At 50.3% G+C, this 24,127-nt stretch carries 15 protein-coding genes; 2 read left to right on the top strand and 13 right to left on the bottom strand.

Annotation, left to right across the window (positions count from 1 at the left end; translation table 11 throughout):
• Positions 1-66: 66 nt before the first annotated feature.
• Positions 67-2,904 (bottom strand): valine--tRNA ligase, encoded by a 2,838-nt coding sequence (locus PsAD13_RS09850; protein WP_063318026.1) that lies wholly within the window; start codon positions 2,902-2,904, stop codon positions 67-69.
• Positions 2,905-3,334: 430 nt separating this feature from the next.
• Positions 3,335-5,995: a molybdopterin-dependent oxidoreductase gene (locus PsAD13_RS09845; protein WP_063318025.1), complete on the bottom strand. Its 2,661-nt coding sequence runs from the start codon at positions 5,993-5,995 to the stop codon at positions 3,335-3,337.
• A 152-nt stretch (positions 5,996-6,147) separates the two neighbouring features.
• Here PsAD13_RS09845 and PsAD13_RS09840 point away from each other — a divergent pair, with 152 nt between their 5' ends.
• Complete coding sequence (locus PsAD13_RS09840; protein WP_063318024.1) at positions 6,148-6,861, top strand: response regulator; 714 nt, start codon at positions 6,148-6,150, stop codon at positions 6,859-6,861.
• A 12-nt stretch (positions 6,862-6,873) separates the two neighbouring features.
• On the opposite strand, the gene PsAD13_RS09835 is transcribed toward PsAD13_RS09840, so the two are convergent.
• Positions 6,874-9,720, bottom strand: a complete 2,847-nt coding sequence (locus PsAD13_RS09835) for an ATP-binding protein (RefSeq protein WP_063318023.1) — start codon at positions 9,718-9,720, stop codon at positions 6,874-6,876.
• Between the two features lie 19 nt (positions 9,721-9,739).
• Between PsAD13_RS09835 and torT the strand changes: the two genes are divergently transcribed.
• Entirely contained in the window at positions 9,740-10,813 is a 1,074-nt protein-coding gene (gene torT / locus PsAD13_RS09830) for a TMAO reductase system periplasmic protein TorT (RefSeq protein WP_084404689.1), read from the top strand.
• Positions 10,814-10,882: 69 nt separating this feature from the next.
• Here the strand turns inward: torT and PsAD13_RS09825 are convergent, their stop codons facing one another.
• The 10 genes from PsAD13_RS09825 to tssF all read right to left on the bottom strand — a co-directional run bounded on the left by PsAD13_RS09825 (position 10,883) and on the right by tssF (position 24,124).
• Positions 10,883-11,782, bottom strand: coding sequence for a pentapeptide repeat-containing protein (locus PsAD13_RS09825; protein ID WP_063318021.1), 900 nt, complete (start codon positions 11,780-11,782; stop codon positions 10,883-10,885).
• A gap of 32 nt (positions 11,783-11,814) precedes the next feature.
• Positions 11,815-12,690 carry a type VI secretion system-associated protein TagO gene (locus PsAD13_RS09820; RefSeq protein ID WP_084404688.1) on the bottom strand — a complete coding sequence of 292 codons (876 nt, stop codon included), beginning with the start codon at positions 12,688-12,690 and terminating at the stop codon, positions 11,815-11,817.
• Complete coding sequence (locus PsAD13_RS09815; protein WP_063292125.1) at positions 12,680-14,251, bottom strand: sigma 54-interacting transcriptional regulator; 1,572 nt, start codon at positions 14,249-14,251, stop codon at positions 12,680-12,682. Before PsAD13_RS09815 ends, PsAD13_RS09820 begins: the two co-directional genes overlap by 11 nt.
• A 37-nt stretch (positions 14,252-14,288) precedes the next feature.
• Positions 14,289-16,991, bottom strand: coding sequence for a type VI secretion system ATPase TssH (gene tssH / locus PsAD13_RS09810; RefSeq protein ID WP_063318020.1), 2,703 nt, complete (start codon positions 16,989-16,991; stop codon positions 14,289-14,291).
• 15 nt (positions 16,992-17,006) lie between these two features.
• Positions 17,007-17,825, bottom strand: a complete 819-nt coding sequence (icmH, locus tag PsAD13_RS09805; RefSeq protein WP_208980635.1) for a type IVB secretion system protein IcmH/DotU — start codon at positions 17,823-17,825, stop codon at positions 17,007-17,009.
• Entirely contained in the window at positions 17,825-19,174 is a 1,350-nt protein-coding gene (gene tssK, locus PsAD13_RS09800; protein ID WP_082830588.1) for a type VI secretion system baseplate subunit TssK, read from the bottom strand. The genes icmH and tssK overlap by 1 nt, the downstream gene beginning before the upstream one ends.
• Positions 19,175-19,203: 29 nt before the next feature.
• The gene (gene tssJ / locus PsAD13_RS09795; protein ID WP_063289819.1) at positions 19,204-19,764 is read right to left on the bottom strand and encodes a type VI secretion system lipoprotein TssJ; all 561 of its coding nucleotides are present in this window, start codon (positions 19,762-19,764) and stop codon (positions 19,204-19,206) included.
• A gap of 65 nt (positions 19,765-19,829) precedes the next feature.
• Positions 19,830-21,329, bottom strand: coding sequence for a type VI secretion system-associated FHA domain protein TagH (gene tagH / locus PsAD13_RS09790; protein WP_063318019.1), 1,500 nt, complete (start codon positions 21,327-21,329; stop codon positions 19,830-19,832).
• 9 nt (positions 21,330-21,338) lie between these two features.
• Complete coding sequence (gene tssG, locus PsAD13_RS09785; RefSeq protein ID WP_063297241.1) at positions 21,339-22,373, bottom strand: type VI secretion system baseplate subunit TssG; 1,035 nt, start codon at positions 22,371-22,373, stop codon at positions 21,339-21,341.
• Positions 22,337-24,124: a type VI secretion system baseplate subunit TssF gene (tssF, locus tag PsAD13_RS09780; RefSeq protein WP_057462093.1), complete on the bottom strand. Its 1,788-nt coding sequence runs from the start codon at positions 24,122-24,124 to the stop codon at positions 22,337-22,339. Before tssF ends, tssG begins: the two co-directional genes overlap by 37 nt.
• Positions 24,125-24,127: the final 3 nt, after the last annotated feature.

The raw sequence follows: 24,127 nt of genomic DNA, 5'->3' as shown, positions 1-24,127 counted from the left end.
AAGGCTTAAGCAAAAAACGCGGCCCCGAAGAGCCGCGTTTTGCAAAATTCAAAGGATGTAAGAGCTTTAGCCCAGGGCAGCAAGGCGCTCCAGAGCGGCATCCATCTTTTCCTTGCGCTCAGCAAGTTCAGCCACTTTTTCTTTTTCAGCAGCAACAACGTCTTCCGGAGCTTTTGCAAGGAAACGTTCGTTTTCAAGCTTCTTGGAGATCTTGGTGAGCTCACCAACAATCTTATCCAAAGACTTGCCAAGACGAGCCTTTTCAGCATCCAGATCGATAACACCAGCAAGCGGCAGGCAAACGGTCGCTTCGCCGACAACAATCTGAGCAGAGCCCTGTGGGATCTCATCAGCAGTAGTGACCGTTTCAGCACGCGCGTTCTTCATGATCGCCGCTTCGTGGATTTCCAGACGAGCTTTGGTCTGCTCAGAAGCACCACACAGAACAACAGGAACCTTCGCCCCAGCCGGAACGTTCATTTCAGAACGAACAGAGCGGATCTGGACAATCATGTCGATCAGCCAGTTGATCTCAGCAGCAGCCTCGCCATCTTCACCAATGGAGGTCGGCCAAGCAGAAAGCGCCAGAAGCTTCTCACGCTTGTTCTCGCCATCTTCAACCGTACGCATCCAAAGCTCTTCCGTGATGAACGGCATGAACGGGTGCAGAAGCTTCAGGATCTCATCACGAGCCCAGGCTGTTGTGGCACGAACTTCTTCCTTAGCCGCTTCATCATCGCTGTAGAAGATCGGCTTGGTCAGCTCAACGTACCAGTCACAGAATGTGTTCCACACAAAGCGGTATGCACCACCAGCGGCATCGTTGAAGCGGTATGTATCAATCGCCTCAGAAACTTCGCGAATAGCACGGCTTGTTTCAGTCACGATCCAGCGGTTCACGGTTTGCTTAACAAGCGCAGGGTCAAAGCCGTCTACAGCATGACACTCGTTCATTTCCGCAAAGCGGCAAACGTTCCAGAGCTTGGTGGTAAAGTTGCGATAACCAGCAACGCGAGAGGTCGCCAGCTTGATATCGCGTCCCTGTGCCGCCATGGCAGCAAGCGTGAAGCGCAGAGCATCTGCACTGTATTCTTCAATCAGCGCCAGCGGATCGATCACATTGCCCTTGGACTTGGACATCTTCGCGCCCTTCTCGTCACGGACGAGGGCGTGAATGTAAACCGTGTCGAATGGCTCGGTCTTCATGTAGTGCTTGCCCATCATCATCATGCGGGCAACCCAGAAGAAGATGATGTCGAAGCCGGTAACCAGAACAGACGTTGGGTAGTAGCGTGCGAGCTCAGCGGTTTTATCTGGCCAGCCCATAGTCGAGAACGGCCACAACGCAGAAGAGAACCAGGTATCCAGAACGTCTTCATCGCGGTACATGGCAACAAAGTCAGCCTCGCCTGCATCATGCGCAGCAAGAGCATCGTTCTGTTCCATCAGCTTAACAGGCTTGCCGTAAAATTCTGCAGCAGCAGCCAAAGCTTCTTCTTCGCTCTTTTCAACGAAGAACTTACCTTCCGGGCCATACCACGCAGGAATACGGTGTCCCCACCACAACTGACGGGAAATACACCACGGCTGGATGTTTTCCATCCACTCGTAATAGGTCTTGTCCCAGTTGGCAGGAACGAACTTGGTGCGACCTTCACGGACGGATGCAATGGCAGGCTGTGCCATGGTCTTGGCATCAACATACCACTGGTCAGTCAGCATAGGCTCAATCGGAACGCCGCCACGGTCGCCATGTGGAACCATGTTGACGTGATCAACAACCTCATCCAGCAGACCGCGCTCTTCCAGCATGGAAACAATCAGTTTGCGTGCTGCAAAGCGCTCAACACCTTCAAGTGTTTCCAGTGTTTTGTTGAGCTCATCGGTCAGTTCCAGACCATCCATAAAGCCTTCTGCTTCACGCAGAACAATGTTGGCTTCACGGTCCATGATGGAAATCTGACGCAAGGAATGACGCTTACCAATGTCAAAGTCATTGAAATCGTGCGCAGGCGTAACCTTCATCGCGCCTGTGCCGGTTTCAAGATCAACATAGTCATCAGCAAGGATTGGAATACGACGGCCAACCAGCGGCAGGATAATATCTTTGCCCTGCAGCTCTTTAAAGCGCTCATCATCCGGATGAACAATAACAGCCGTATCACCCAGCATGGTTTCCGGGCGAGTGGTCGCAATCACGATGTAATCACGCGTCTCAAACTCGGTCGCCTTGCCGTCTTCATCAAACGCAACAGGGTGCTGGTACGTCACACCATCCGCCAGCGGATAGCGGAAATGCCACATGTTGCCCTGCATTTCCTTCTGCTCAACTTCCAGATCAGAAATCGCAGTCAGAAGTTTAGGATCCCAGTTCACAAGGCGCTTGTCCTTGTAAATCAGATCCTCTTTGTAAAGAGAAACAAACACTTCCAGAACAGCCTTGGAAAGGCCTTCGTCCATGGTGAAACGCTCACGGGACCAGTCACAAGACGCACCAAGGCGCTTAAGCTGGTTAAAGATCATCCCGCCGGACTCACCTTTCCATTTCCACACACGTTCAATAAACGCTTCACGGCCAAGGTCACGACGCGTGACATTGCCGCCGTCAGCAGCCATCTGGCGCTCAACGACCATTTGTGTCGCAATACCTGCGTGGTCCATACCCGGCTGCCACAAAACGTCGCGACCACGCATACGCTGGTAGCGAACCATAATGTCCTGCAAAGTGTTGTTGAGAGCATGGCCCATATGCAGAGAGCCTGTCACATTCGGCGGCGGAATCACGATTGAGTAGGTCGCAGCTCCATCTTCTGCGCCCGCACCTGCCTTAAAGGCCCCTGCCTGTTCCCAAGCGTCGTAAATCCGCGGCTCAACAGAGGCCGCCTCATATGTTTTATCCAGCATACCTAAAAGCTCTTCCACTTATGGAGTTTGTCTGGTGTAAATCGGATGCACTCGCCTAAGTCAACCTTTCATGCAGCTGAAGGACGCAAATTATGCATCAGACGCGTGTTGTTCACCGCTCCAGCAGGCCCAAACACAACTCAAGGACCTAAACCTGAGATTATTGAAAGTTGACACTTCCGCAGAGCGAGTGCTGATAGATAAACGCAAACTGTCGGTTAGGCAAAACTTATAGAATCCGTATATAAAGCTTTCCTGATCATTACGAATGAAACTAGGCATACGCCTGATCTTTACAAACATCAGCAGCCAACAAAAAACATCACGAGCGAAATGATATTTTGCAGAATGAGAGACGCAGCCTTTGGACACCAACAGAAAAAAGGTCAGAGAGCCTCCGACCTTTTTCTTTCAAGATCTGCCGCTTAACTTAACCGGCATCTTTTGCGTTTTTGAGGAGGAAGTCTAGGACTTGGGCTTTTTCTGTGTCTTCTAGTCCTGCGCGTGGGAACATGGATTGGGTGATGCCTTTCCACTGGAGCTGTGTGAATTGGGATGGGTCGCGAGGGCCGTGGCACACGGTGCAGCGTTGATAGAAGAGTTTTTCACCTTCACTCATGTCTGCGTAAAGAGCTTCCACAAGACCATCGATGCGATCAGAATTCACTGCTTCTTCTGTTACCGCGGAGAAAGTTACATCCTCGAGAATTGCAGGTGGTTCATAGGCACGGTTTGGACCTTCTGGGTCTTCACATTTGCGCAAAGATACCAGACAGGTGTTTGCCGTGGTTGCCTGACTGAGACCACTTGAGCGCCGGGACGAAGTTACGAAGTTGATTAAACCAGAGTTACAACGACCTTTGGAATCGACCTGCGGCCAGCCACCTTCATAGATTGAGACAACACCCGGCATAATTTCATCGGAAACCACCGCGCCCGCGATCACGGTTCCACGGTCATTGTAAAGCTCTACCAAGTCACCATCAGCAATACCGCGCTCTTCTGCATCCTTTGCGCTAATGCGGACAGGTTCGCGGCCTTGCACCATGTAAAGTTCACGCAGGCGCTCGGAGTTGCCCATCTGTGAGTGCAGGCGATACCATGGGTGCGGGCTCACTACATGCAGCTGGCCTTCCTTCGCGTTGCCAAGATACTCTGCAGGTTCCATCCACACAGGCATGCCAGGGCAGTCATCCAGCTCCATTTCAGCAATGCTCTTACAGAACATTTCCACCTTGCCAGACGTCGTGTGCAGTGGATGTCCTTCTGGATCCTCATAGAAGTCGCCATGACGAACCCACTTGCGAGCTTCTACAGGGACATCCATCCGCGCATAGCCTTTTTCCCAGAACTCTTCAAAGCTCTCGGTCGCAGAACTGCGTGCGTAGGCTGCTTTGATGTGATCCATGTATTCAAGGCTCTCAGTAAACTGAGTGTCGAGCACAAAGATTTCTGCGAGGCGAGCGAAAATCTCGTAATCGCTCAGGCTCTCACCAAGTGGCTCAATCACCTTTTTCATGGCGTAAACGCGATCATTTGAGTAAGTGCCGCCGGATGTGATGTCATCACGCTCAAGAGACGTAGATGCAGGCAACACAATGTCTGACCAACGTGTGGATGCGCACCACCAAGGGTCCTGACAAACAACTGTATTCACTGTCTGAAGTGCATTGATCAGTTCGTTTGTATCCTGCTGGTGAGACATGAAGTTGTTACCAGCGTTATAGATCATCTTAACAGTTGGGAACGTGCGCACAGAACCGTTGTGCGTGAACTCCTTGCCCGGGTTCTTCAGCATTTCAGAAATACGAGATGCCGGGCAAATTGCGCTGACTAAATTGCGGCCTTGAGCCAAGCCGGATGGTGTCGATTTACCAGAGGTTGGCATACCGCCATTGCCGTAATGCCAAGAGAAACCAACGCCTTGGCCTGGCTTACCGATTTTACCAGTCAGTGCTGCAAAATTAATGATTGCCCAGTGTGTCATTTCACCATGGTGAGCACGTTGGAGTGACCATGCACCGGCAATTTCGACTTTCTTGGAAGCGAAGAGTTCCGCAAGCTCTCTGATTTTATCAGCAGAAATACCTGTTATAGAGGAAGCCCATTCAGGTGATTTTTCAACGCCATCGTCTGTACCCATCAGGTAGTCGATGAACTTGTCTGAGCCTTCTGCGTATTTTGCAAGATAGGCTTTGTCGTGCATATCTTTTTTCACCACGTGGTAGGACATGGCGTTGAACAGGGCGACATCTGTGTTTGGAATGATCTTGAGCCATTCCGCATCGAAGAATTCATCAGATGCAGTGCGCTGCGGGTTGATGGAGATGAACTTCACACCGTTGTCGCGAATTTCTTCCCAATGTGCATACATGCCATGGTCAGCAACACGGAATTCAACACGGTTGTTTTTAATCGGATCACAGCCCACAAGCAGGAAGATCTCGGTTTCATCCCGAATGACTTCCCAGGAAGTTTGTGCGGAATACACTTCCATGTCGCCAATCACATGCGGCAGGCTGATCTGAGAGGCGCCACCGGAGTAATCGCCTGCGGTCATGGAACAACCACCGAACAGATTGAAGAAGCGACCTTGCAATACGTTTGGCCGCATTACGCCCGCATGAGACCAACCGCCGTAAGATGAAGAGAAGATACCTTCGTTGCCATAGTGCTCAATGGTGTCAAGAATAGCTTTGGAAGTGAGACGGAGAGCCGTGTCCCAATCTACACGGACAAACTCTTCCTTGCCGCGTAGCTCTGGTCTGATTTCGCCAGTCTCCCAGCCTTCCAGATAGGATTTACGCACCATTGGATAAAGAACTCGGGTCTTATCATAGGTCCGGTCAATCACACCGTATGTCAGCATTTCAGTGGGACGAGCATCCAGTTCGATCATTGGTGCCATGCCAGAGATCTTGCCATCTCTTACAATAGCCTCGAATGGACCGTAGTGCGTTGCATGGAACACGCGGCGGCTGTGAGAATTTGGGTCGATTGAAGCCAATGCGGAACTGCTGAGCAAGCTTGATGCAAACAGAGCAGAACCACCTTTGAGAACTGACCGGCGACTGACGTTGAAAGTAGTCATTTTTCTTCCCTACGATTTGAATGACTGTGTTTTCAAAAGCATCGCAAATTTGATTGAACAGGTCCCACGCAGCCCATGAACGGATGGTTCGATTTTGTAACAGAATGTAAATCCGCCTATCGTAATCAGGATGAGTTCGGTAAAGTCCTCTCATGAGTGACACTTTTCATATCGTGATTGTTGAAGATGATTTGGTGACCCGTAAGCGCCTGGGCGCGTTGTTACGCCAGCAGCGGTACACTGTGAGCGAAGCAGAAGACGCTGATCAGATGGAAAGGATTATCGAACGAGACAATCCAGACTTGCTGCTTGTTGATATCAACCTTGATGGAAAAGATGGCTTGCAGATTACGCGCGAGCAACGTGCCCAATCTGATATCGCGATAATTTTGCTGACAAGCCGCAGCGATCAGGTCGACCGGATTATCGGACTTGAGATGGGCGCGGATGATTATGTAACCAAGCCATTTGATGCACGCGAGTTGTTGGCCAGAGTGAAAGTGCTGCTTTATCGTGTGGGGCTGCATCGCAAAACACAGGCACAGCAACTTGAGCCATGTACGATGTTTGGAAACTGGACTTTTGATCCCAAACGCCGACGGGTCGTACAGGAAGATGGAACAGCTGTTGTTCTGACACGCGGCGAGTTTGAGCTGTTAAATGCCTTCACTCAGCATTCAGGGCAAGTCCTCTCCCGGTCACGTCTCCTCCAATCCGTGACGCATCGACAATTCGTGTCTGACACTCGTATCGTTGATGTGCTTGTTGGCCGCTTGAGGCGTAAAATAGAACAAGATCCACCTCACCCAGAGCATATTATTACCGTTCATGGAGAGGGTTACTTGTTCATCGGGGATGATCCATAAGCAATCAGAAGATCAGTCTTCAAAGGGTTTAAGTCCGAGATGTAAAGCCGTCTCCTGTAAATGGCTCAGCTCCTCATCCAGCATTGACAATACCGGAGTAAGCGTGATTTCATCGGCAGATAGGTCTCCGGCCATCACTTCAAGATCTCCAAGTAATTGCACGCTTCGAGTAAGATTGAAGTTGGAGACAGCTCCTTTCAAGCGGTGAGCGAGATGCGCTAACATCTTCATGTCACCAGCTGCGAAAGCCTGCTTTAGCTCTTCAACATCCTGGGGTGTCTTTGCGAAGAAGTCGGCAAGAATGGCCATAACATTGTCCTCGCCCATGTATCGAATGTCCTCAATCAGACCGGTTTTCACGGCATCGATAGAAGGAGCTGCGTCACCAATATCTTCTGAGAGCAGTTTATCCGCACTGACGTTTTGAAGAGCCGCAACAAGATTGCTCGGAGATATTGGTTTTTGAACAAACTGCGTGATGTTTGCTGCTTCCAGCGCACTCATATCTCTGAGTTTGTGAGCCGTAACCGCAATCAATCGAGGGAGTTTTTGATTGGCGCTTGTAAGCTCATGCATTCTGCGGGCGGTTTCAACACCAGTGATATCAGGCAGGTCCAGATCAAGCAGCACAGCATCAAACTGCTTTTCCTCATAAGCCTTCAAAGCTGCAGCTCCATCTTGCGCTTCGGTGACTTCACATCCCATCTTTTCCAGATAGCCACGAGCAACCATGCGACTGACAGAGTGGTCTTCCACGACCAGCACGCTCAGCCCCAAATTTTGCTCAATCTCATTCTCCTGATCACTGGCAATTTCTGAAAGTGCTCCTTCTTCAACAGGCACGATCAGTTTAAAACAAGACCCGACTTCAGGTTCGCTTTCAACGGTCAGAATACCCGAAAGCGCTTCGGTTAAACGGCGGCAAACTGTAAGCCCTAAACCTGCGCTGAAGCGTTTGCTACCGTAGCTGTTTGGTTGATGCTCATAAACATCGAAGATGTGCTCCAGCTGGTCCGCTGCAATGCCGATGCCAGTATCTGTAATTGAGAAGATGAGTAGGAATGTGCCTTCTTCTTCACTAGGTCGTTGATCTATCTCCCAAAAAACCCGGCCAGACTCAGTGTACTTGACTGCATTGGAAAGCAGGTTAATCAATATCTGCCTCAACTTGGATGCATCCCCAAAGACAACGCGTGGGACGAGCGGAGAGATTTTGATATCTAGGTGCAGGCCTTTCTCTATCGCATCCGTTTTTGCCAGATCAGCCACCTGCGCAATAAAGTCATCCAGTGAAAAGTGTAGTTTGTTGATATCAACGCGCTCTTCTCGGTATCGCTCGTAGTTCAGCAGATCATTAGCAATCGCCAGAAGATCTTGCGCAGATTTTCGTGCGATAGTCATGCGACCTTTGATTGGATCAGATACGTCATGTTCGATAAGGCGGAGCATGCCAATCACACCATTCAGCGGTGTTCGGATCTCATGGCTCATCACTGCAAGAAATTCAGATTTAGACCGTGTTGCCTGCTCCGCCTGCGCCCGGGCTTCATCACTTTGTCGAGCTTCCTCTAAGTATTGCTGGGTGCGTTCTTCAACTTTGTCTTCCAGCTCTCGTTTGCTCGTTTGCAGGTCTAACTTCAACTGATGGTTATGACGAACCTTGCCATAGAGAATTTCCACCGCACGCTCCAGTCCCCCAAGATCATCTCGGGAGGTTCTGTGAATCGCCTGCGTGAAATCATCTCTCGCAAGTGCAACCACCCCAGAAGCGATGGATCGCAAACGTGCAACAATTCTTCGATTGGCAAAAATGAATATGGAAGCTGCGATGCCAAGCACAATCAGCACAAGGCCCGAAAAGCCAATCAGGATCCATTCCACCTTATCGCTCAGGTTCTTTTGTTGGCTTTCTGCGTATTCCTGATTGAGAACAATCAGAGATCCCAAACTCCGAGTCAGCTCCTGAGACCTGATGCTCACGCTTCTACTTGTATCGAGCGCCTTTTGCCGCAAATCGATCTCACCCATCAGAATTTCTGTAAGTTCAGAGGGAGAGAAAATATCATTGAGTTCACTCAATCGTCGCCCAACCTGAGCGGTCCAATCCGGACCGCGAATGAGCAAGGCACGCCCTTCAAGCCGCTTCAATTGTGCAGTTGCGTCTTTCAGGAATTTTTCGCGTTCCTCTTTCGCAAAGGAAAAGCGTACGGTCTGCAAAAGGCTCTGAAGCGTGATTGCGGCCTGTCTGAATTCGATCATTCGTTCCAAAAGAAAGAAATCTTCATCAACCAGCTTATCAAGCTTCTGCTCTTTTTTTTCCTGACTTTGCTGGTCATAAAGAGACGTAATATCGATCGAAACACCCACTCGCGCATTGGAAACCAGATTATCACCAATGACTGTCAGTTCAGACAGTGCTTCAAGCCCCTCCCGGCTCAGGGTTTTTAACCGGACATCGAACGCTTTGATTTGGCGGGACAACCCAAGAAGGTTTTGTGTTTCTTTAACAAGAGCTAGTGCGTTATCACGAACAACCGTTGTATTGAACTTCGTCGCCTCCAAAGCAGAAACAGAGGTCAGATTTTGCTGTATGGTAACCGCTTCACTTTCAAGCTCACCGCCAAGGCGAATAATCTCACCTTCATGTTGTGCAAGAGAAAACTCGCGAGACAGCTGGGCCACTGTTTCTGATGAACGCCCCAATGCACCACTCGCCGTGGTCAGACGAATATTGCTTTGCATCAACGCCTGATAGGTTTGGCTCAGATACAGTACACTTCCAAATGCCAGAATGGCGGTAAGAAGGGAGAGGCCTGCAAGTGTTGAGAAGATCAGCTTAATCTGTCTATCAAATCTCACCTTAGGCTCCTGATATTCAATGAAGTTTCCAGTAACTCAATTTGGCCAGTGCATCATCGCGACTGCAACACTATTGCTGTGCCTCCTCTCATTTGTAGGCCAAAGTACAGCACAGGACTTTGATTTACCTATTGAAGCCCACAAAATACCGTTTGATTTTTCAAGCCCTGCCCAATCGGCTACATACAACCCCTCCAAGGCTTCTGGAAAAGGCTTCTCAGTTTGCGTTCTCGTCCCTCATATGAAAGATGAATACTGGATAAGCGTTCACTCTGGATTTCAGGAGAAGGCAAAACAACTACAGCTGAGCTTTGATTGGCATGAAGCAGGTGGCTACCTTAATCTAGACCGTCAGGTAGAACAGATCCGCACCTGTGTTTCCAAAGGACACGATGCAATCTTAATTGGTGCTGTCAGTGCAAATGCGCCTAAGCTTCTTAAAGCTGTTTCAAAGGCTGCCCAACAAGTACCGGTTATCGCCCTCGTGAACGATCTTGCCTCTCCTGATTTGAGTGCAAAAATAGCTGTCTCCTGGGAGCGTATGGGGCAGATGCTGGGAGAGAAGATCGTCAGCGACTTGCCAAAAGGACCAGACCGTCAGTTCACGGTCAGAATGGTGTCAGGCCCCTCATCTTCTGGTTGGGCTCCAATTTTAGAAAGAGGCCTTAGAGAAGGGTTGAAATCTGATCGCATCACCGTCATCAAAAACTTTGAAGCAGACAGCGACTACCACAATCAATTCCAGCAGGTAGAAGCTGCTGTTGCAGAGTGCGGCCCCAACGACATCCTCGTCGGCAGCGCCCCTGCCGCAGAAGCTGCCATGTCCCTCATCAACCTTATCCCCTGCGCATCAAAGCCAAAGATCTACGCAACCTATTACTCTCATGCCGTAAAACGCGGCCTCCGCTCGGGCAAAATCGCCGCATCAGTCGTAGACTTCCCCGTCCTCCAAGGCTGGCTCGCCGCCGACCAAGCAACAAAATTGCTGACTGGCTCTCTAAAAAACAAGCAAGTAGGCCCAAAAATTCAAATTACGACACCCAAAACACTTCCAACAGACAAGTGGGCCATTGTTTCGGAAGCTTTGAGGTAGTTTAGGTGTGCTATTAATGCCATTGACGTTAACTCATGATGCTTTTGCGCTCACCAAGACATTCACCTATCAAGTGATGGGTGGGCGGATGACTTTTCCTTTTTCGTTGATGACTTGGACGCTGGCCCATTGTTCTACGGAGAATAAGGCTTTCCATTTTTCTTCTATGCGTGCACGGTTTACGTTTGCTTGCGAGAAGTTTGCGTTGGTGAGGTCGGCGTCGTCGAAGACACTGTCCGTTAATAAGCAATAGCTCAGGTCGGGGCCATGTGTGCTTGATTTGCCAATCAGACCACCACTGTTCTTCATACCCCGGAAATATGCTCCGGTTAGATCCAGCTGAATGCTTCTGTCTTTCTTTCTGAGCAACTTTCTCAGCTCAGATACCTTTTGGACTGATGCAATCAGCTCCCCGCGGGCACGAGCATGTTCTTTGCCCGCCATCAAGTTTGAGCGTTGTGCAGAGCTTGTGCTGCGAATGTGAGCGGCCAGAAGTTGCAAGACGTCCTGAAAGTGTTCATTTGGATTGGACTTTGCGATTTCGGAAAGGATCACAACACCGGCTTCACGCAAAGCGCCATTCCCGGATTCAAGGAGTTCTGCGGCTTTGGTGAACTGCCCCAAAACGTAGTTTCGCCGTGTTGCCTTAACTGCTGCGAAAGCTGAACTGGCGATGTATGCGAGCAATAAAAACGCTGGAATTGCGACAAAAACAGTGAAGAGTGCACTCAGACCAGCTGCAACATTGTAAAATACCGATGTTTGCTCAATTGGGGTGTAAGGCACGCCTTTGGGGATGGGTAACTGACTTCTAAACGTTTCAATCTTACCACCCGCAAGTACGACAAGGTTGCGCACCATGGAATACTCATCAGGAATGAGATTGAGATAGTCGCAAATCAAATAGGCTGGAATTGTCAGAAACCCGAGGGTTACCAGTATCACAGCAATACGGAAACTATGCTTCATTGGAAAAATGCCTGTCTCAAAAAATCAAATTCCTACCAGTGACACGCCTTGCGAAGAGGCGGTAGCATGTCCTGAAGGTTTGCCAAGTCGAATAGGTAGGCACGCGAGCCATCATCTGACACAACATCAAGCTGCACCCGATCTACGTTGGCCCAACGATTAATGTGTGCGATGCTGGTCAATCCACGCGGGCTGATAAGAATGCGTTTGCTTTCCGCGCTCTGCCAGACATCGTTGTCGACACGCTGATCGCGCAGCATAACGCGGATTGGAACCCGGCGTTTAACGTGTGGCTCATTAAGCACCAAGGCAACTGTTGTGATGTCTTCAACACAGGATAGCAGCAAGATCGCAGGCTTTTTCTCGATACCAGCATCAACAGACTGCACAGCTTTCATACTGAGGTAGACATTGGTTTCACCTGGCTGAATGACCGGTTGCTGTCCTTGTTCAGTTTGCAGTGCCTGTGCCTTCTCAGGGATTGCCCCATCACGTTGCTCCAGTGGTTGAGCAGGCATGCTCTCTTCCTGGATCTCATCCCACCTGAATATCGCGGGATGTCCGACAGCCCCAAAGCGAAACTGCCAGGTTAAATCCCCTGAAGATCGCACTCGCTCCATCGTTTTCGCCTGTCGCTCCAAGCGGCCTGCAGGTGCATTCACATTCTCAACGAATTCTGGATTGGGTTCTCCTGCAGATAAGACCTCAAGCGGGGTCTTAAGCAACTGGTCAAAGCACGACAAACGATTAACCCGGCCAATGGTGAGAGTGCATTTTTCAACCACCTGTTTTTCCAAGGTGATCGTTTCTGCATAAGAGGTCGATGATAGAGAAATACTGCTAGGAGCCGCTATCAGGCCGGCCAGCGCTGTTGCAAAAATCGGGTGAGCAAACCTGCTAGTTCTCATGGTCGAATTCCATCGTTGGACAATTGAATTTGCTGAGTTTGTTGGCAAGGGTACGTTTTGGTATTTGTAGGAAATCCGCCATTTTGCTCCGATCCCCTTTGAACTGGGAATACGCGCTCCGTATCAAGTCTAGCTCGAAGTTTGAGACAACCGTGCGAAGTCCTTTTTCTGCCAGTAACAGATCATCGTATCCGTTCTCACCTGCAAAAGAATTACTCTGAGGCCCGGACACAACAGCAGTATCGAGTTGCTCATTCATGGCTTGTTTGAGAATACTTCCTGAAATTTCGTCAGTGTCATAAGCGAGAAAGACGGCCTTGATCATGCAGTTCTGCAGCTCACGGACATTGCCTTTCAGCTCTGCGGTTTCCAGCAGGGAGACGGCTTCTTCACTCAGTGCTTTGGAGGTGTCTGCGTTACTAACAGCAATCTCCTGCAGGAAGTGGCGTGCGAGATGAACTCTATCACCTTCGCGGTTGCGCAATGGTGGTACGTCTATGGTGAGCTGCGTGATACGGTAGAAAAGATCGGCCCGGAACTTTCCGTTCTCAATCGCTTTTTTCAGGTCAACATGGGTGGCACAGATGAGGCGGAAATCGACAGGCTCGTCTTTACTTCCTCCCAGCGGTCGAAGCTTTTTCTCCTGAAGAATACGAAGCAGTTTGACCTGAAGATCAATCGAGAGATCACCAATCTCATCAAGGAACAATGTCCCGCCAGAAGCTCTTTTTACAAGACCGTCTCTGTTTTCAGTTGCCCCGGTGAAAGCACCCTTTTTATAGCCAAACAACTCGCTCTCAATAAGGTTCTCTGGCAGAGCTGCAATATTTTCTGCAATGAAAGGTCCATCAGAAAATTGTGAGAGCCGGTGTAAGGATCGCGCAACGACTTCCTTGCCTGTTCCCGTCTCCCCGTGCACCAAAACCGCGTACTTGTTTTGTGCGTATTGGGCGATTTTCTCTCTAACCTGGGTTATCTGCGGTGAGCGTCCCACGAGGTTATCTGAGAGCATGGAGTCGACCTGCCCTTTTTGGTGCTTCGACTTTTCAACCTGCGTTTCTTCGGTTTTCAGCAGGTTCTCCAGAGAGACAAGCAAAGGGGACAGGTGGAAATATGAGCGCCACAACACATGCAGCGTGTGGTGCTCCTCCTGAAGTCTTGGAGTACTACCCGCTGAAGCGAGCAGGAAAACGTAGACTTGATTGTATGCGTTATGACCTTCTGACGTTTCCAGCAGTATCCGATGGGCAACGAGAGAGCCATGACGACAGAACAGAGCTGAGCTCAGATCTTGTGTCTTCGCAGAAGATGGCGTCTTCCCAAAATAGAATGGCTCAGTCTGCAAGACATCCAGCTCACGGAAGCGCTCGGTGCCGACTTCATTGTCAAGCTGTGGAAGGCGGGCTACCGGTAGCCCGCCATCACATGCAAAAGGTATCAACTTACGACCAGTAATATCTGGCAAGTAAACAGCGATAGCTTGTGCTCTGGTTGACGCCAACACAGTCTTCAACATCATGGCGCGCAGTTCATTTTCTGACCTGCACGTCATCAATGTCATCAGAGCGTCTGTTGTAGAAGATGCCTCCATATCAATACTAATGCGCCTCTTCCAAAGCGAGGCCTTCGGCTGGTTCCTCGTCAGCATCTGCCTCGTAGGCCGCTGCGAAAGTGAAGCCGTCTTCACCTTCCGGGCTGTCAATGGCAATCGCGGAAATCTGTTCACCGCGATGGCCAGCTTCTAACAGCTCAATAGACAACGTAGGCAATAGCTGGCGTTGAATAACCTGATCGACAAGCCGGGCACCATTAGAGGCCACTCGGCACATTTGCGTTACACGCTCATAGGCCTCTTCACTAATGGAAAGCGCAACCTTCTGTGTGTCCTTCAAGAGCTGGATGAGATCAGCAAGACGCATTTGCACAATGTCTGCCAGTACTTCTTCAGATAGTGGCAGGTAAACCAATGGTTCCATCCGCGCGAGGAGTGCGGGTTTAAAGTGCTGCGCAAAGAGCGGTGTAAGAGATTTCAGCATCGAGCCATGGCTTGGAACCTGACCATCTTCGGCACTTGCAACCCAGTTCTCAATCTGGTCTGAACCAAGATTACTGGTCAGGAAAAACACTACATTGCGGCAATCGATGAGGCGCCCTTCCCCATCAGCAAGCTCTCCCTTATCAAATGCCTGATAGAACAAGTTCAGCACGTTCGGGTCGGCTTTTTCCACTTCATCAAGCAGCACGACAGAGTAAGGCTTCTTACGAATGGCCTCTGTCAGCACACCACCCTCTCCATAACCGACGTAACCGGGAGGTGAGCCGATCAACCGGGAAACCGTGTGACGCTCCTGGTACTCAGACATGTTGATGGTGGTAATGAACTCTTCGCCACCGAATAATCGGCGCGAGACCTCAAGGGCTGTCTCTGTTTTTCCGACGCCGGAAGGTCCAGCAAGGAAGAACACACCAAGCGGTTGGCCTTTCTTGTGAAGATCAAGCCGCGATGCGCGCAAGCGAGCTTCAATGGCATCAATGGCGTGGTCCTGACCTTTGATTGCTTTCTTCATAGTTTCAGCAAGGGTCAGTAGACGATGGTAATCATCCTGCACCATGGAGTTGATCGGAATACCTGTCCAATCGCTTATGATTGCAGCAATCTCTGAAGGTCCAACCTCTACCGAAATCAGCGGCTCTGCCCCAGCTTCTGCGATCAGCGCATTCTTGTGGCTTGCAAGATTTGCTCGGACTTCATCCAAGGCGTCTTCGTCGAGTGTTTCAGGTTGCTTCTGAAACAGATCTTCGCGGGCAAAAATGAAGTTTTCAGCTAAGGAAACCTGCGTTTCCAGACGTTGCGAAAGCTCCGCCTTACGTGCTTCAAGCTCATTCAACTGGTCTGCGATGGCTTTGAGACGCTCTAATTGCTCAGGCTCCAATGGGCCTGTGTGCTGGTCGCGCTCCAGGCCTTCTCTTTCCCAGCTCAAGGTTTGGAGGCTTTGCTCAACATCTTGTAGTTCGACAGGAGGCGTATTGGCCCCAGCTCGCACACGCGCACAGGCTGTATCCAGCACATCAATCGCTTTGTCTGGAAGCTGGCGGCCAGTGATGTAACGCGCTGCAAGGCGAACAGAAGCGCCAATCGCTTCTTCGGTGATGTAAACACCGTGCGCATCTTCGTAGGCTTTTTTGAGCCCACGCATGATGATGATCGCTTCATCAATGGTCGGTTCATCCAACTTCACCAATTGGAAGCGACGGGTCAGTGCAGGGTCTTTCTCAAAGTATTTTTTGTACTCAGACCATGTTGTTGCGGCAATTGTTTTCAGCTCGCCTCTGGCCAGAGCAGGCTTCAGCAGGTTCGCAGCATCAGAACCACCTTGATCACCACCGGCTCCAATCAGAGTGTGTGCTTCATCAATAAACAGGATAATCGGTTCAGGACTGGAGCGGACTTCGTCGATAACACCTTTCAGGCGCTTTTCAAATTCACCCTTCATAGATGCGCCAGCTTGCAGCGCTCCGATATCCAGCCCCCAAAGGGAGACGTTGGCGAAATCTGCTGGGACTTCACCATTCGCAATGCGCAGGGCAAGACCTTCGGCCAGTGCGGTTTTACCTACACCAGCTTCACCAACACAAATTGGGTTGTTCTTACGGCGGCGGCACAAGATTTCGATAATCTGGCGGATCTCATTATCGCGGCAGAAGATCGGATCAATCTTTCCATCTTTCGCCAGCTGAGTGAAGTTGGTGCCGTATTTTTGAAGGAAACCGTCTGCCCCCTCTCCTGCACCTGATGCAGCCCCCGGCATGGCACGATGATCTTTTTCGAAAGAGCCAGCCGTCAACGCTTCGAAATCGCGCAGCAAAACATCAGATGAGACGCGTTCGAGCAGCGGATAATAGTCCATCTGCATATAACGGCCACGCTCATTGAGCAGGGCAATGAGAACAGCACCAGAGCGGACGGTTTTCTCACCTTGCTCAACGGAGGCAATCAACCATGCATCCTGCAAGAGATCCTGAAGCAGCGGTGAGAACGTTGGCGTGCGATCAGCTTCAACTCTGCGATATCGGTTGAACGTTGCACGAAGGGCCTCGTTCAACTTGTCTGCATCCACATTCTGGCTTTGTACCAGTAATCTAATATCCACCGCAGGTTGTGAAATAAGAGAAATGAGGAAATGCTCAATTGTCACTTCCTGATGCGAGTTCGAAACGCAAAGGCTGGCAGCTTCTTCAATTGCCTGACGACAGCATGGGTTGAGACGCTCAATCAGCGCCTTGATTTCCAGTCGAGCCATACTCGATCTCCAAAATTAAAGCATTTCACGCAGCTGAGTGACGACCCCATCGGTGTATTGGTCTATCTGCCAATAAAACCCGGCGTAGGTCAGCGCGCATAAAATAAAAAGGCTAATCCAAACAAGAGAAACAGGTGTATGCCAATGAACGACATGCGCTTTCTCAATCACTTTGTTCTCTGATTGACCAAGTTCGAAATTCCCCTCACCCCGCTCCTGCCGGATGACGTGGTGAACATCACGCATGATTTCTTCGAGCTGCAGCTTGCCATTGTGCATCACTCGATACTTGCCTTCGAAACCAAGCCCGAGCAGTAAATACAGGAACTCAATCAACTCAATGTAACGAACCGGATCCCTCATCAGACGACTGAGAACTATAAAAAATTTCTCACCGCCCCAGGTTTCGCTATGAAACAACGCCAGCAAACTGCGCTCGGACCAGTCGGAATTCTGCCCCCAGGGAGAGCACATCACCGCCTCATCAATTGCAGAACACAGGCAATAGCGGTGCGCCAGAATGGTGGCACGATCAAAACCCTCACGTTGAAGCTCCAGCTCAAGGGATTCAATCTCAGCCCGAACATCCTTGTGCAGGTAGTCCAACTTGTTGTTTTCAGAGACTTCCGGAATGCGTGAAATCAAGGCAAGTAAGGACTGGCTTGCATCAATGATTTTATTGATGCTGTGTCCACGCATGGGGAAACTGATGTGCTGCACTGGCCTTGGAGAAACATCCTTCAAATTCTGAGGCACTGTTTCAGCACTTGCAATTGGCGCGTCTTCAACAACTTCAGGATCACCAGAGTCAAACAGATTTGCAACTTCACTCATCATGTCGTCCTTTCATTGCGGATAGCCCAGAACTGCAGCTGCAAATCAGCAAATTCACCCGCGATGTGGAAGGCAAAACCACTCGCGTTTTCAATGTATTGCCAACCTGCTGAGTTAGCATCCAGCTGGAAGTAGGAGAACCCTGCATGATATGGCAGTTGCCGTGGCGGAGAAGGAAGCCTTTGAAGCACGACCCCGGGCAAATGCAGATGGATCAACTCGCGAATTCGCTCAATGGACGACACCTTGGTTTGCGCCGGGAACGACTTTGCCAGTTCTTCCAGCTCCATACTGGCTTTCACTGCAACAACAAAAATTGCTGAGTTTAAAAGAGACCGATCACTAAGCGGAGACGTGATGATGCCGTACTTCTGCTTGTTCAGCGGCAGTGCGATTGCGTTTGCTTCAAAGATGGTCGATAGCGACTGGCGTAAAGAGCTAATCACTGGATCGAAGCAAATCTGCGGTTCTTCATGATGGTAGGCTGGCCACGTTGTTGGCATGCGTTGTTCATGCGTAAACGTTGCCAACTCTCCGGCCGCCCCAGAGAACATCTTATAGAGCTCTTTTGGGTGCACGCCTTTGAGGGAGGACATGTGCCGGAATTCCGGCCATAAACGGTTGATCGTTTGCAGCATCAGGAAGTCAGAAACATCCGAGACACCTCGCTGACCCGGTGTACCCATGCGGCTTGAAATGTGAGAGGCACGCTGGCGCAGCAGTCCTACGAGATCATCAAGGGTTTTACGCAGGCGGGGTTGAGCATCAATGGTTGAGGCCATTGGTAGAAACTCATCATCCAGCACCACGCTACCGTCTGAGTTTTTGTTCCGGATACGCGTTAGAGGTAGACACGTGAAGGCAGAACGGTCTTCACGTTCGAGCATCAGTCGCAGGCGATACTGAGCCACATCCACCAGAAACGCTTCAGAATCTGAACTGGTGTTGTTGCGCACATCCTGAGAGAACGCACGCATTCGAGTCGCATCCTGAGGGTTGAGCGGGTCTTCTACTTCGGGAACACCATTTGAGCGCAATGGCAAAGCCAGATATACCGTCTGCCCGACTACATTTTCACCGCTCACATCCAAAGGCGCAGGCGCCATTGTTTCGCCAGGTACATCAATCGTTGTACCGTCAGGGAAAATTCCCAGCGCATAGTCAACCAGCAACTTACCGTGCAGCAGGCTTTCCTTATTGATCTCCAACCGGCTTACCCCGTGCTGATAAGGATCAATCGCCTCGCTGCGAGAGCGGATAAGATGTTCTAAATATCGTTGTTGCTGCTGAAAATGGTGGGGCTTCAAAAACAGGCCATCCCGCCAAATTACATGGTTTCGCAGTGACATAATCTAAATAAACCTATTTGCTCTCAAACCTACCGATGAAGGTTCGTGATAATTTTTTTTCTGCTGATGACAGCAAGCAGCTTGTAAGTTTCTCCCTTGGGCTTGACCTGCTCAACGACGCGCCAATCGACTTTCTCAGGCTTCGCGTAGCCGCCCACAAGGCCAATGAAGACCGTGTCTTCATCCAACTCAAGCTCACTCACGACCTTGGATTCACCGGGCATGACCTGAACCTCCTTCACATCAATGAAGGTGGTTCCAAGAGCGTTCTCGTAGTCTTCGGTTGCCTCTTCAAAAGAGGACTGCAGCAACTTGCCATCGTCACCCAGTTGGAAGACCCAAACATCAATCGGCACGCTCTCGCCCAGATCATTCTTGTTCGATCCTGGTTCTGAGAAGATGGTCACATCAATCAGTGTCGGCTGGTCCTTAGGCTCTCCAACCGGAATGCCTGGATCCATGACAACCTTGAAAACCTTCTCAGGAATTTTCTGTGCTTCGCATGCACTCAACGCCAGCAGAGCAGCTAGTGCAAAGGCAAGATGAGAGCTCTTTCGCAGGAGCGCGTTTAGTGTCCAACCCCAGTTCATCGTATGCCTACCGCCTCATTCTTCCCAAAGCTGGACACCTTCAAATCTTCGCTAGCCATCAAACGTCACTCAGCTGCATACAAGTGCTGGCTCCGCATTTCGCGGTCATAGACTTGCCGGAAGATCTCCCAGAACATGCGCGTCAATCCGCGTTGGCGACCAGAGCGCATTTCTTGGTAGTAATGCTCGTACATCTGCCAATTCCAGCAATCCAGATCGCCTGTCCGCGGGGCATGTCCTTTGTAGCGTGCAAACCGGTTTTTCAGGTTCTCAGGAGAAAGGCCGAGAAGAACCGCTTCCAGAGCTTCATCCGCCGCAATACGGCTTGCCTTCTCATGCAGTTCAATCTGCATCAGACTCTCTTCAATGGCAGAGGGAGCGTTCAAATGAACTGGGCTTTGAACAAGCAAAAGGTCCTCAATCGCCTGCTCAGGGCTTTGAGCCAGTCGGATCGGGTTATCTTCCACCGGATGCAGGTGAGTGTCGTTCATTGACGAACGGTCTTCCCACTGCTGCGTATGAATGGCCATCAACCCAGCAATTGCCGTTTTCAAGGCTGCGCCAACATCCTGAGTGATACGGTTTGCCTCAGGCAGACTCATGTTGCCAGCCGGTAGTCCCAGTGCTGTCAGAAGAGGTCGCAGCACCACATGATCTACCATGCCCTCTTCTCCGGATTCAGAAAGAGCAACAGAACCATGCCAACTTTCGGTCTCCTGAATATCGCTGACCAACATTTCTTGCCCGCCCGAGTTCGTCAGAGACTCAAGATAGCTGTCCATATCCGGATCAACCGGCTCTGTACCTGTATTGGTCATTGTATGGTTTCCTTTTGCTTGGGGCATGACCATCAAACGGTGATGTGCTTGAGGATCATCCACACCCAGTGCCTTACCGCTGTTTTCAGGCTGTAGCCCCAGAGTGCTCAATAAGTCCTCGTCCAACTCTTGTTGGTCGGGCTTGCTGTCATGATTTAATTGAGAGAGCGGGTCTTGATTGCCCGGCAGGCCTTCATCATCCTGCTGGTCAAGAACCTCTACAGGATCGCATGCAAGGGCCCCTGCCCGCTGATTGCCTGCGAAGAAATCCTCACTGAGGTCACTCTCCAACCGGTCCGCGAGGATGTATTCGATGTTATCTTGTGTGTGCTCGTCTTCGTCCTGCAAGCGTCCGGACACAATTGTGTCTATGGCTGCAAACCGGCCTGCCCACTGCTCGCTTTGGTCTTCCAGTTCGCTGCCTTCAGCAACCACATAAGTGGTCAACTTGAACGCCCCAACCTTCCAGACATCACCGTCAGAGACACGAAATCTCTGACCCGTTGGGATTGGCCGATTGGAACCATTTACGATGATGCCTTCATCACTCACGGCTTCCGCACAATAAACACCGTCTTGAAAAAACACGCGTACATGCTCACGAGAAACAGAGTTGCGGCGGTCCAGCAGCTGCCAGTGACACTGTTCACCAGAGCCGATGTTTCCACCTGCCTTGTCAAATGTGGCAGTGGCTTTACTGCCGTTTTCAAGCGTAGACGTGTTGTTGATGACCAGGACCAGTTTCATACCACCCTCCTACAACCGCGCAGAGATCAGGACTTCGCGCGAGCGTCCATCACCCTTGTCCAGAAAGGTTGACCAACCCAGTCGTCCTTCATATTCGTCAGTAAGCATGACCGGTGAAGCTTGGTTTTCCGCCAGTTCCAACTTGATGTCATAGGCATGTTGATCACGCAGCATGAATTCCACCAGATCTCGCAAGGCCTTGTAGTCTCGTCCATGAGGGAGGAAGTCCTGAAAACGTTCAAAGCTCAAATTCTTAATGAAGATATTGAATTTGCTGGAGATATCAGAAACGCTATCTCCAATAATGGTGTCTTCACCGAGCAACATGTTGTGCTGGCCCAGCTCAGAGCGTTGCCCTTCGGGAATATCCACTCTTCGTTGAACCCATTCCTCCACTTCCACTTCTTTATGAAAAAAGGCGTGAGACACGACACTTGCGATCGCAGCAGGTGAACGATTGCGAGACGCCAGAACGCCTGCGAACGTAAGCAAGCGTGCCCAGTTGATGGGTGATTTTTGCCGCGACTCCCGATCTGATAATCCAAAAACGCAGAACACCCATTGCGAGAATGGATCCAACGCACCCGGCTCATAACGCACATAGAAGCGGTACTTGCGCATGGAACGGTGTAAGAGGCCAACCAGACGATTATGGAAGAAATCAAAGAACCCCTTCATCAAGGAGCCTTGTGCATCATATTTGGCTATGACCTCTTGATAATAAGAGGGCAATGGCGAGCTTGAACCGTGCAGGCCGAGAAACGTCACTTCCATATTAAAATCGACATAGTCGACCGGTTCGACGTTCGTCTCCTGATCACCCTGTCTTTCAATGCTGGCGATATCAGACAGCGGAAAGCCAAGCGAATGCATGACGCTGAAGTTGATCTTCTCATCTTTCGGCAAAAGATGCGTACCAACTTCATTGCGCTCATCATAACAACGCTGGATCAGCTCAACAGCTTGGAAGAATGACCAGCTGCGAGCATTAAACTGTAGGTCGCCTCTTAAATCAGAGGTTGTCGCCCAATTTTCGCTGGCCATTGATAGACTTCATTGTTTTGTGTTCCATTTACGATGAGTTCGTGGAACGAATTGACACTTGAATAGAGAGAAAAGAATTCTGCGAGCACGCTGCAGAACAAGAACATTTCGCCCTCGCTCTGGAACGCGTCTTCGCTGAGGGACATGACAGTTTTCAAACCTCGAACGGCCTGTCCTCGAAATAACTTGTCGACTGGTTTGGTTTCGATAGAGATGATGCCATCAATACGCTGCTTACTGACACGCTCGTCCTGCCGGTTCAGGCGAGCCTGAAAATCATAGGTCGCAATCACGGTCTTCAGAGCTTCTTTTTCAAGCAATGAAACGTAATTAAGAGAAAGATTAGAGATCAGGTTCCAGTAAAGCGATCCATCCAGCGGTGGGTAGACTGGTGCACTGGGCTGGCTCAGGTTCTTAAATGTCACGAAGCTCGGCGTTTCACCTGTTGGCTCACGCACATCACCTGCGCCCAACTCCATGGCATGTTTGGGATGGAAGCACTTCAGATCAGCAGAGAGAACTTCATGTTCCGGGATAGCGCGCTCATTATCGTGGCGCACGAATGAAACCAGATGCTCCATACCGCGCTTGCCCAACGCTTCGCGAAGTCTCAAACGATAATAAATCTGAGTTAGACCATCCGCACGCTCGACCTCATGATGGAAAGATTCAAACGAGGGATACTCACGCAGATGAGAACCACTTGTTGGATCCTTCGCTGCACGCCAGCTCATAATCCGATCGATGGAAAAGATGTCTATGGCACCACGACCATTTGCTGTCGGTCGGATTGGATACCGCATCTGACTATGATCGATCTTCATCGGCTCAGCATCATAATCAAACAAATTCACTGCTGGAACACAGTAGAGGCGGAACGTTCCCGGACGCACTTTCACATCAGGTGGCAAAGGTCTGGAAAAAGTGAACTCTAATGAGAAATCTGTTTCTTCACGATTGCGGAAAAAGGGCTCTAATCCGTCAATATCATAACATTGGAATTTTGCAGGAAAGACAAAGTATTCCTGCAAGAGCCGGTAGCCTTCATAAGCAGAATTCTCATTGGGCAGCAACGCTTCAGAGCCGCCGAAACCACCTGGCTGCAGTGCTGAGGCTGGAAGCTTGTAACGGCTAACACCGTCTTCATTGTCCCCATCAGCACGAAAGCAAACCGTGACGTCTTTCAGGTATCGGCCCATCCACAAATAAAGCATCTGGGCGGCGACTTCATCGCCAGCAATCCATAGACGTAGGTCATTAAAACTCAGCCGGGACAGAGGCAGGCCCGACAATGTCTGGAACTGCAATGTCAGAACAGTGCTTTCGCGAGAACGCTGAACATCCTGATCGACAATATCGAGCGGATAGACCGTTACGTCTGCTGTTGTCTGAAAGGGACAGACAATACCATCCACTGGGCGAGACAAGATCTGCGAGCCTGACGGCAATACCTGACGCTCTGTAATCGCTTTTTCGACGGGGACCATCTGCATAAGTGTGGTTGATGGAAACGCCCGTAGGAAATTCGGAATAAGCAGCTGCACAAGTGAATGGGTAAGCTCTGGAAGCTCATCATCCAACTTTTCGCGCAATTTTGACGTTAAAAACGCAAAGCCTTCCAGCAGCCGTTCCACGTCTGGATCCGTGGAGGCATCAGACAAATATTTTGACAACCGCGGATTGCGTTCGGAAAAAAGCCGACCGCTCTCTCGCAGATAAGTCAATTCGTCTTGAAAGTATGAAGCTTTCACAGC

It is taken from the genome of Pseudovibrio sp. Ad13, from assembly GCF_001623225.1.
In the GTDB taxonomy this organism is placed as follows: domain Bacteria; phylum Pseudomonadota; class Alphaproteobacteria; order Rhizobiales; family Stappiaceae; genus Pseudovibrio.
Note: the sequence above shows the minus strand (reverse complement) of the source record. Positions and strands in the feature narration are given on the sequence as shown.

Coding starts and splice junctions, on each gene's coding strand:
- tagH (WP_063318019.1), bottom strand. CDS start 21,329: ATGAAACTGGTCCTGGTCATCAACAACACGTCTACGCTTGAAAACGGC.
- PsAD13_RS09845 (WP_063318025.1), bottom strand. CDS start 5,995: ATGACTACTTTCAACGTCAGTCGCCGGTCAGTTCTCAAAGGTGGTTCT.
- icmH (WP_208980635.1), bottom strand. CDS start 17,825: ATGAGTGAAGTTGCAAATCTGTTTGACTCTGGTGATCCTGAAGTTGTT.
- PsAD13_RS09840 (WP_063318024.1), top strand. CDS start 6,148: ATGAGTGACACTTTTCATATCGTGATTGTTGAAGATGATTTGGTGACC.
- tssG (WP_063297241.1), bottom strand. CDS start 22,373: ATGGCCAGCGAAAATTGGGCGACAACCTCTGATTTAAGAGGCGACCTA.
- PsAD13_RS09850 (WP_063318026.1), bottom strand. CDS start 2,904: ATGCTGGATAAAACATATGAGGCGGCCTCTGTTGAGCCGCGGATTTAC.
- PsAD13_RS09825 (WP_063318021.1), bottom strand. CDS start 11,782: ATGAAGCATAGTTTCCGTATTGCTGTGATACTGGTAACCCTCGGGTTT.
- tssH (WP_063318020.1), bottom strand. CDS start 16,991: ATGGCTCGACTGGAAATCAAGGCGCTGATTGAGCGTCTCAACCCATGC.
- PsAD13_RS09820 (WP_084404688.1), bottom strand. CDS start 12,690: ATGAGAACTAGCAGGTTTGCTCACCCGATTTTTGCAACAGCGCTGGCC.
- torT (WP_084404689.1), top strand. CDS start 9,740: ATGAAGTTTCCAGTAACTCAATTTGGCCAGTGCATCATCGCGACTGCA.
- PsAD13_RS09815 (WP_063292125.1), bottom strand. CDS start 14,251: ATGACATTGATGACGTGCAGGTCAGAAAATGAACTGCGCGCCATGATG.
- tssK (WP_082830588.1), bottom strand. CDS start 19,174: ATGTCACTGCGAAACCATGTAATTTGGCGGGATGGCCTGTTTTTGAAG.
- tssJ (WP_063289819.1), bottom strand. CDS start 19,764: ATGAACTGGGGTTGGACACTAAACGCGCTCCTGCGAAAGAGCTCTCAT.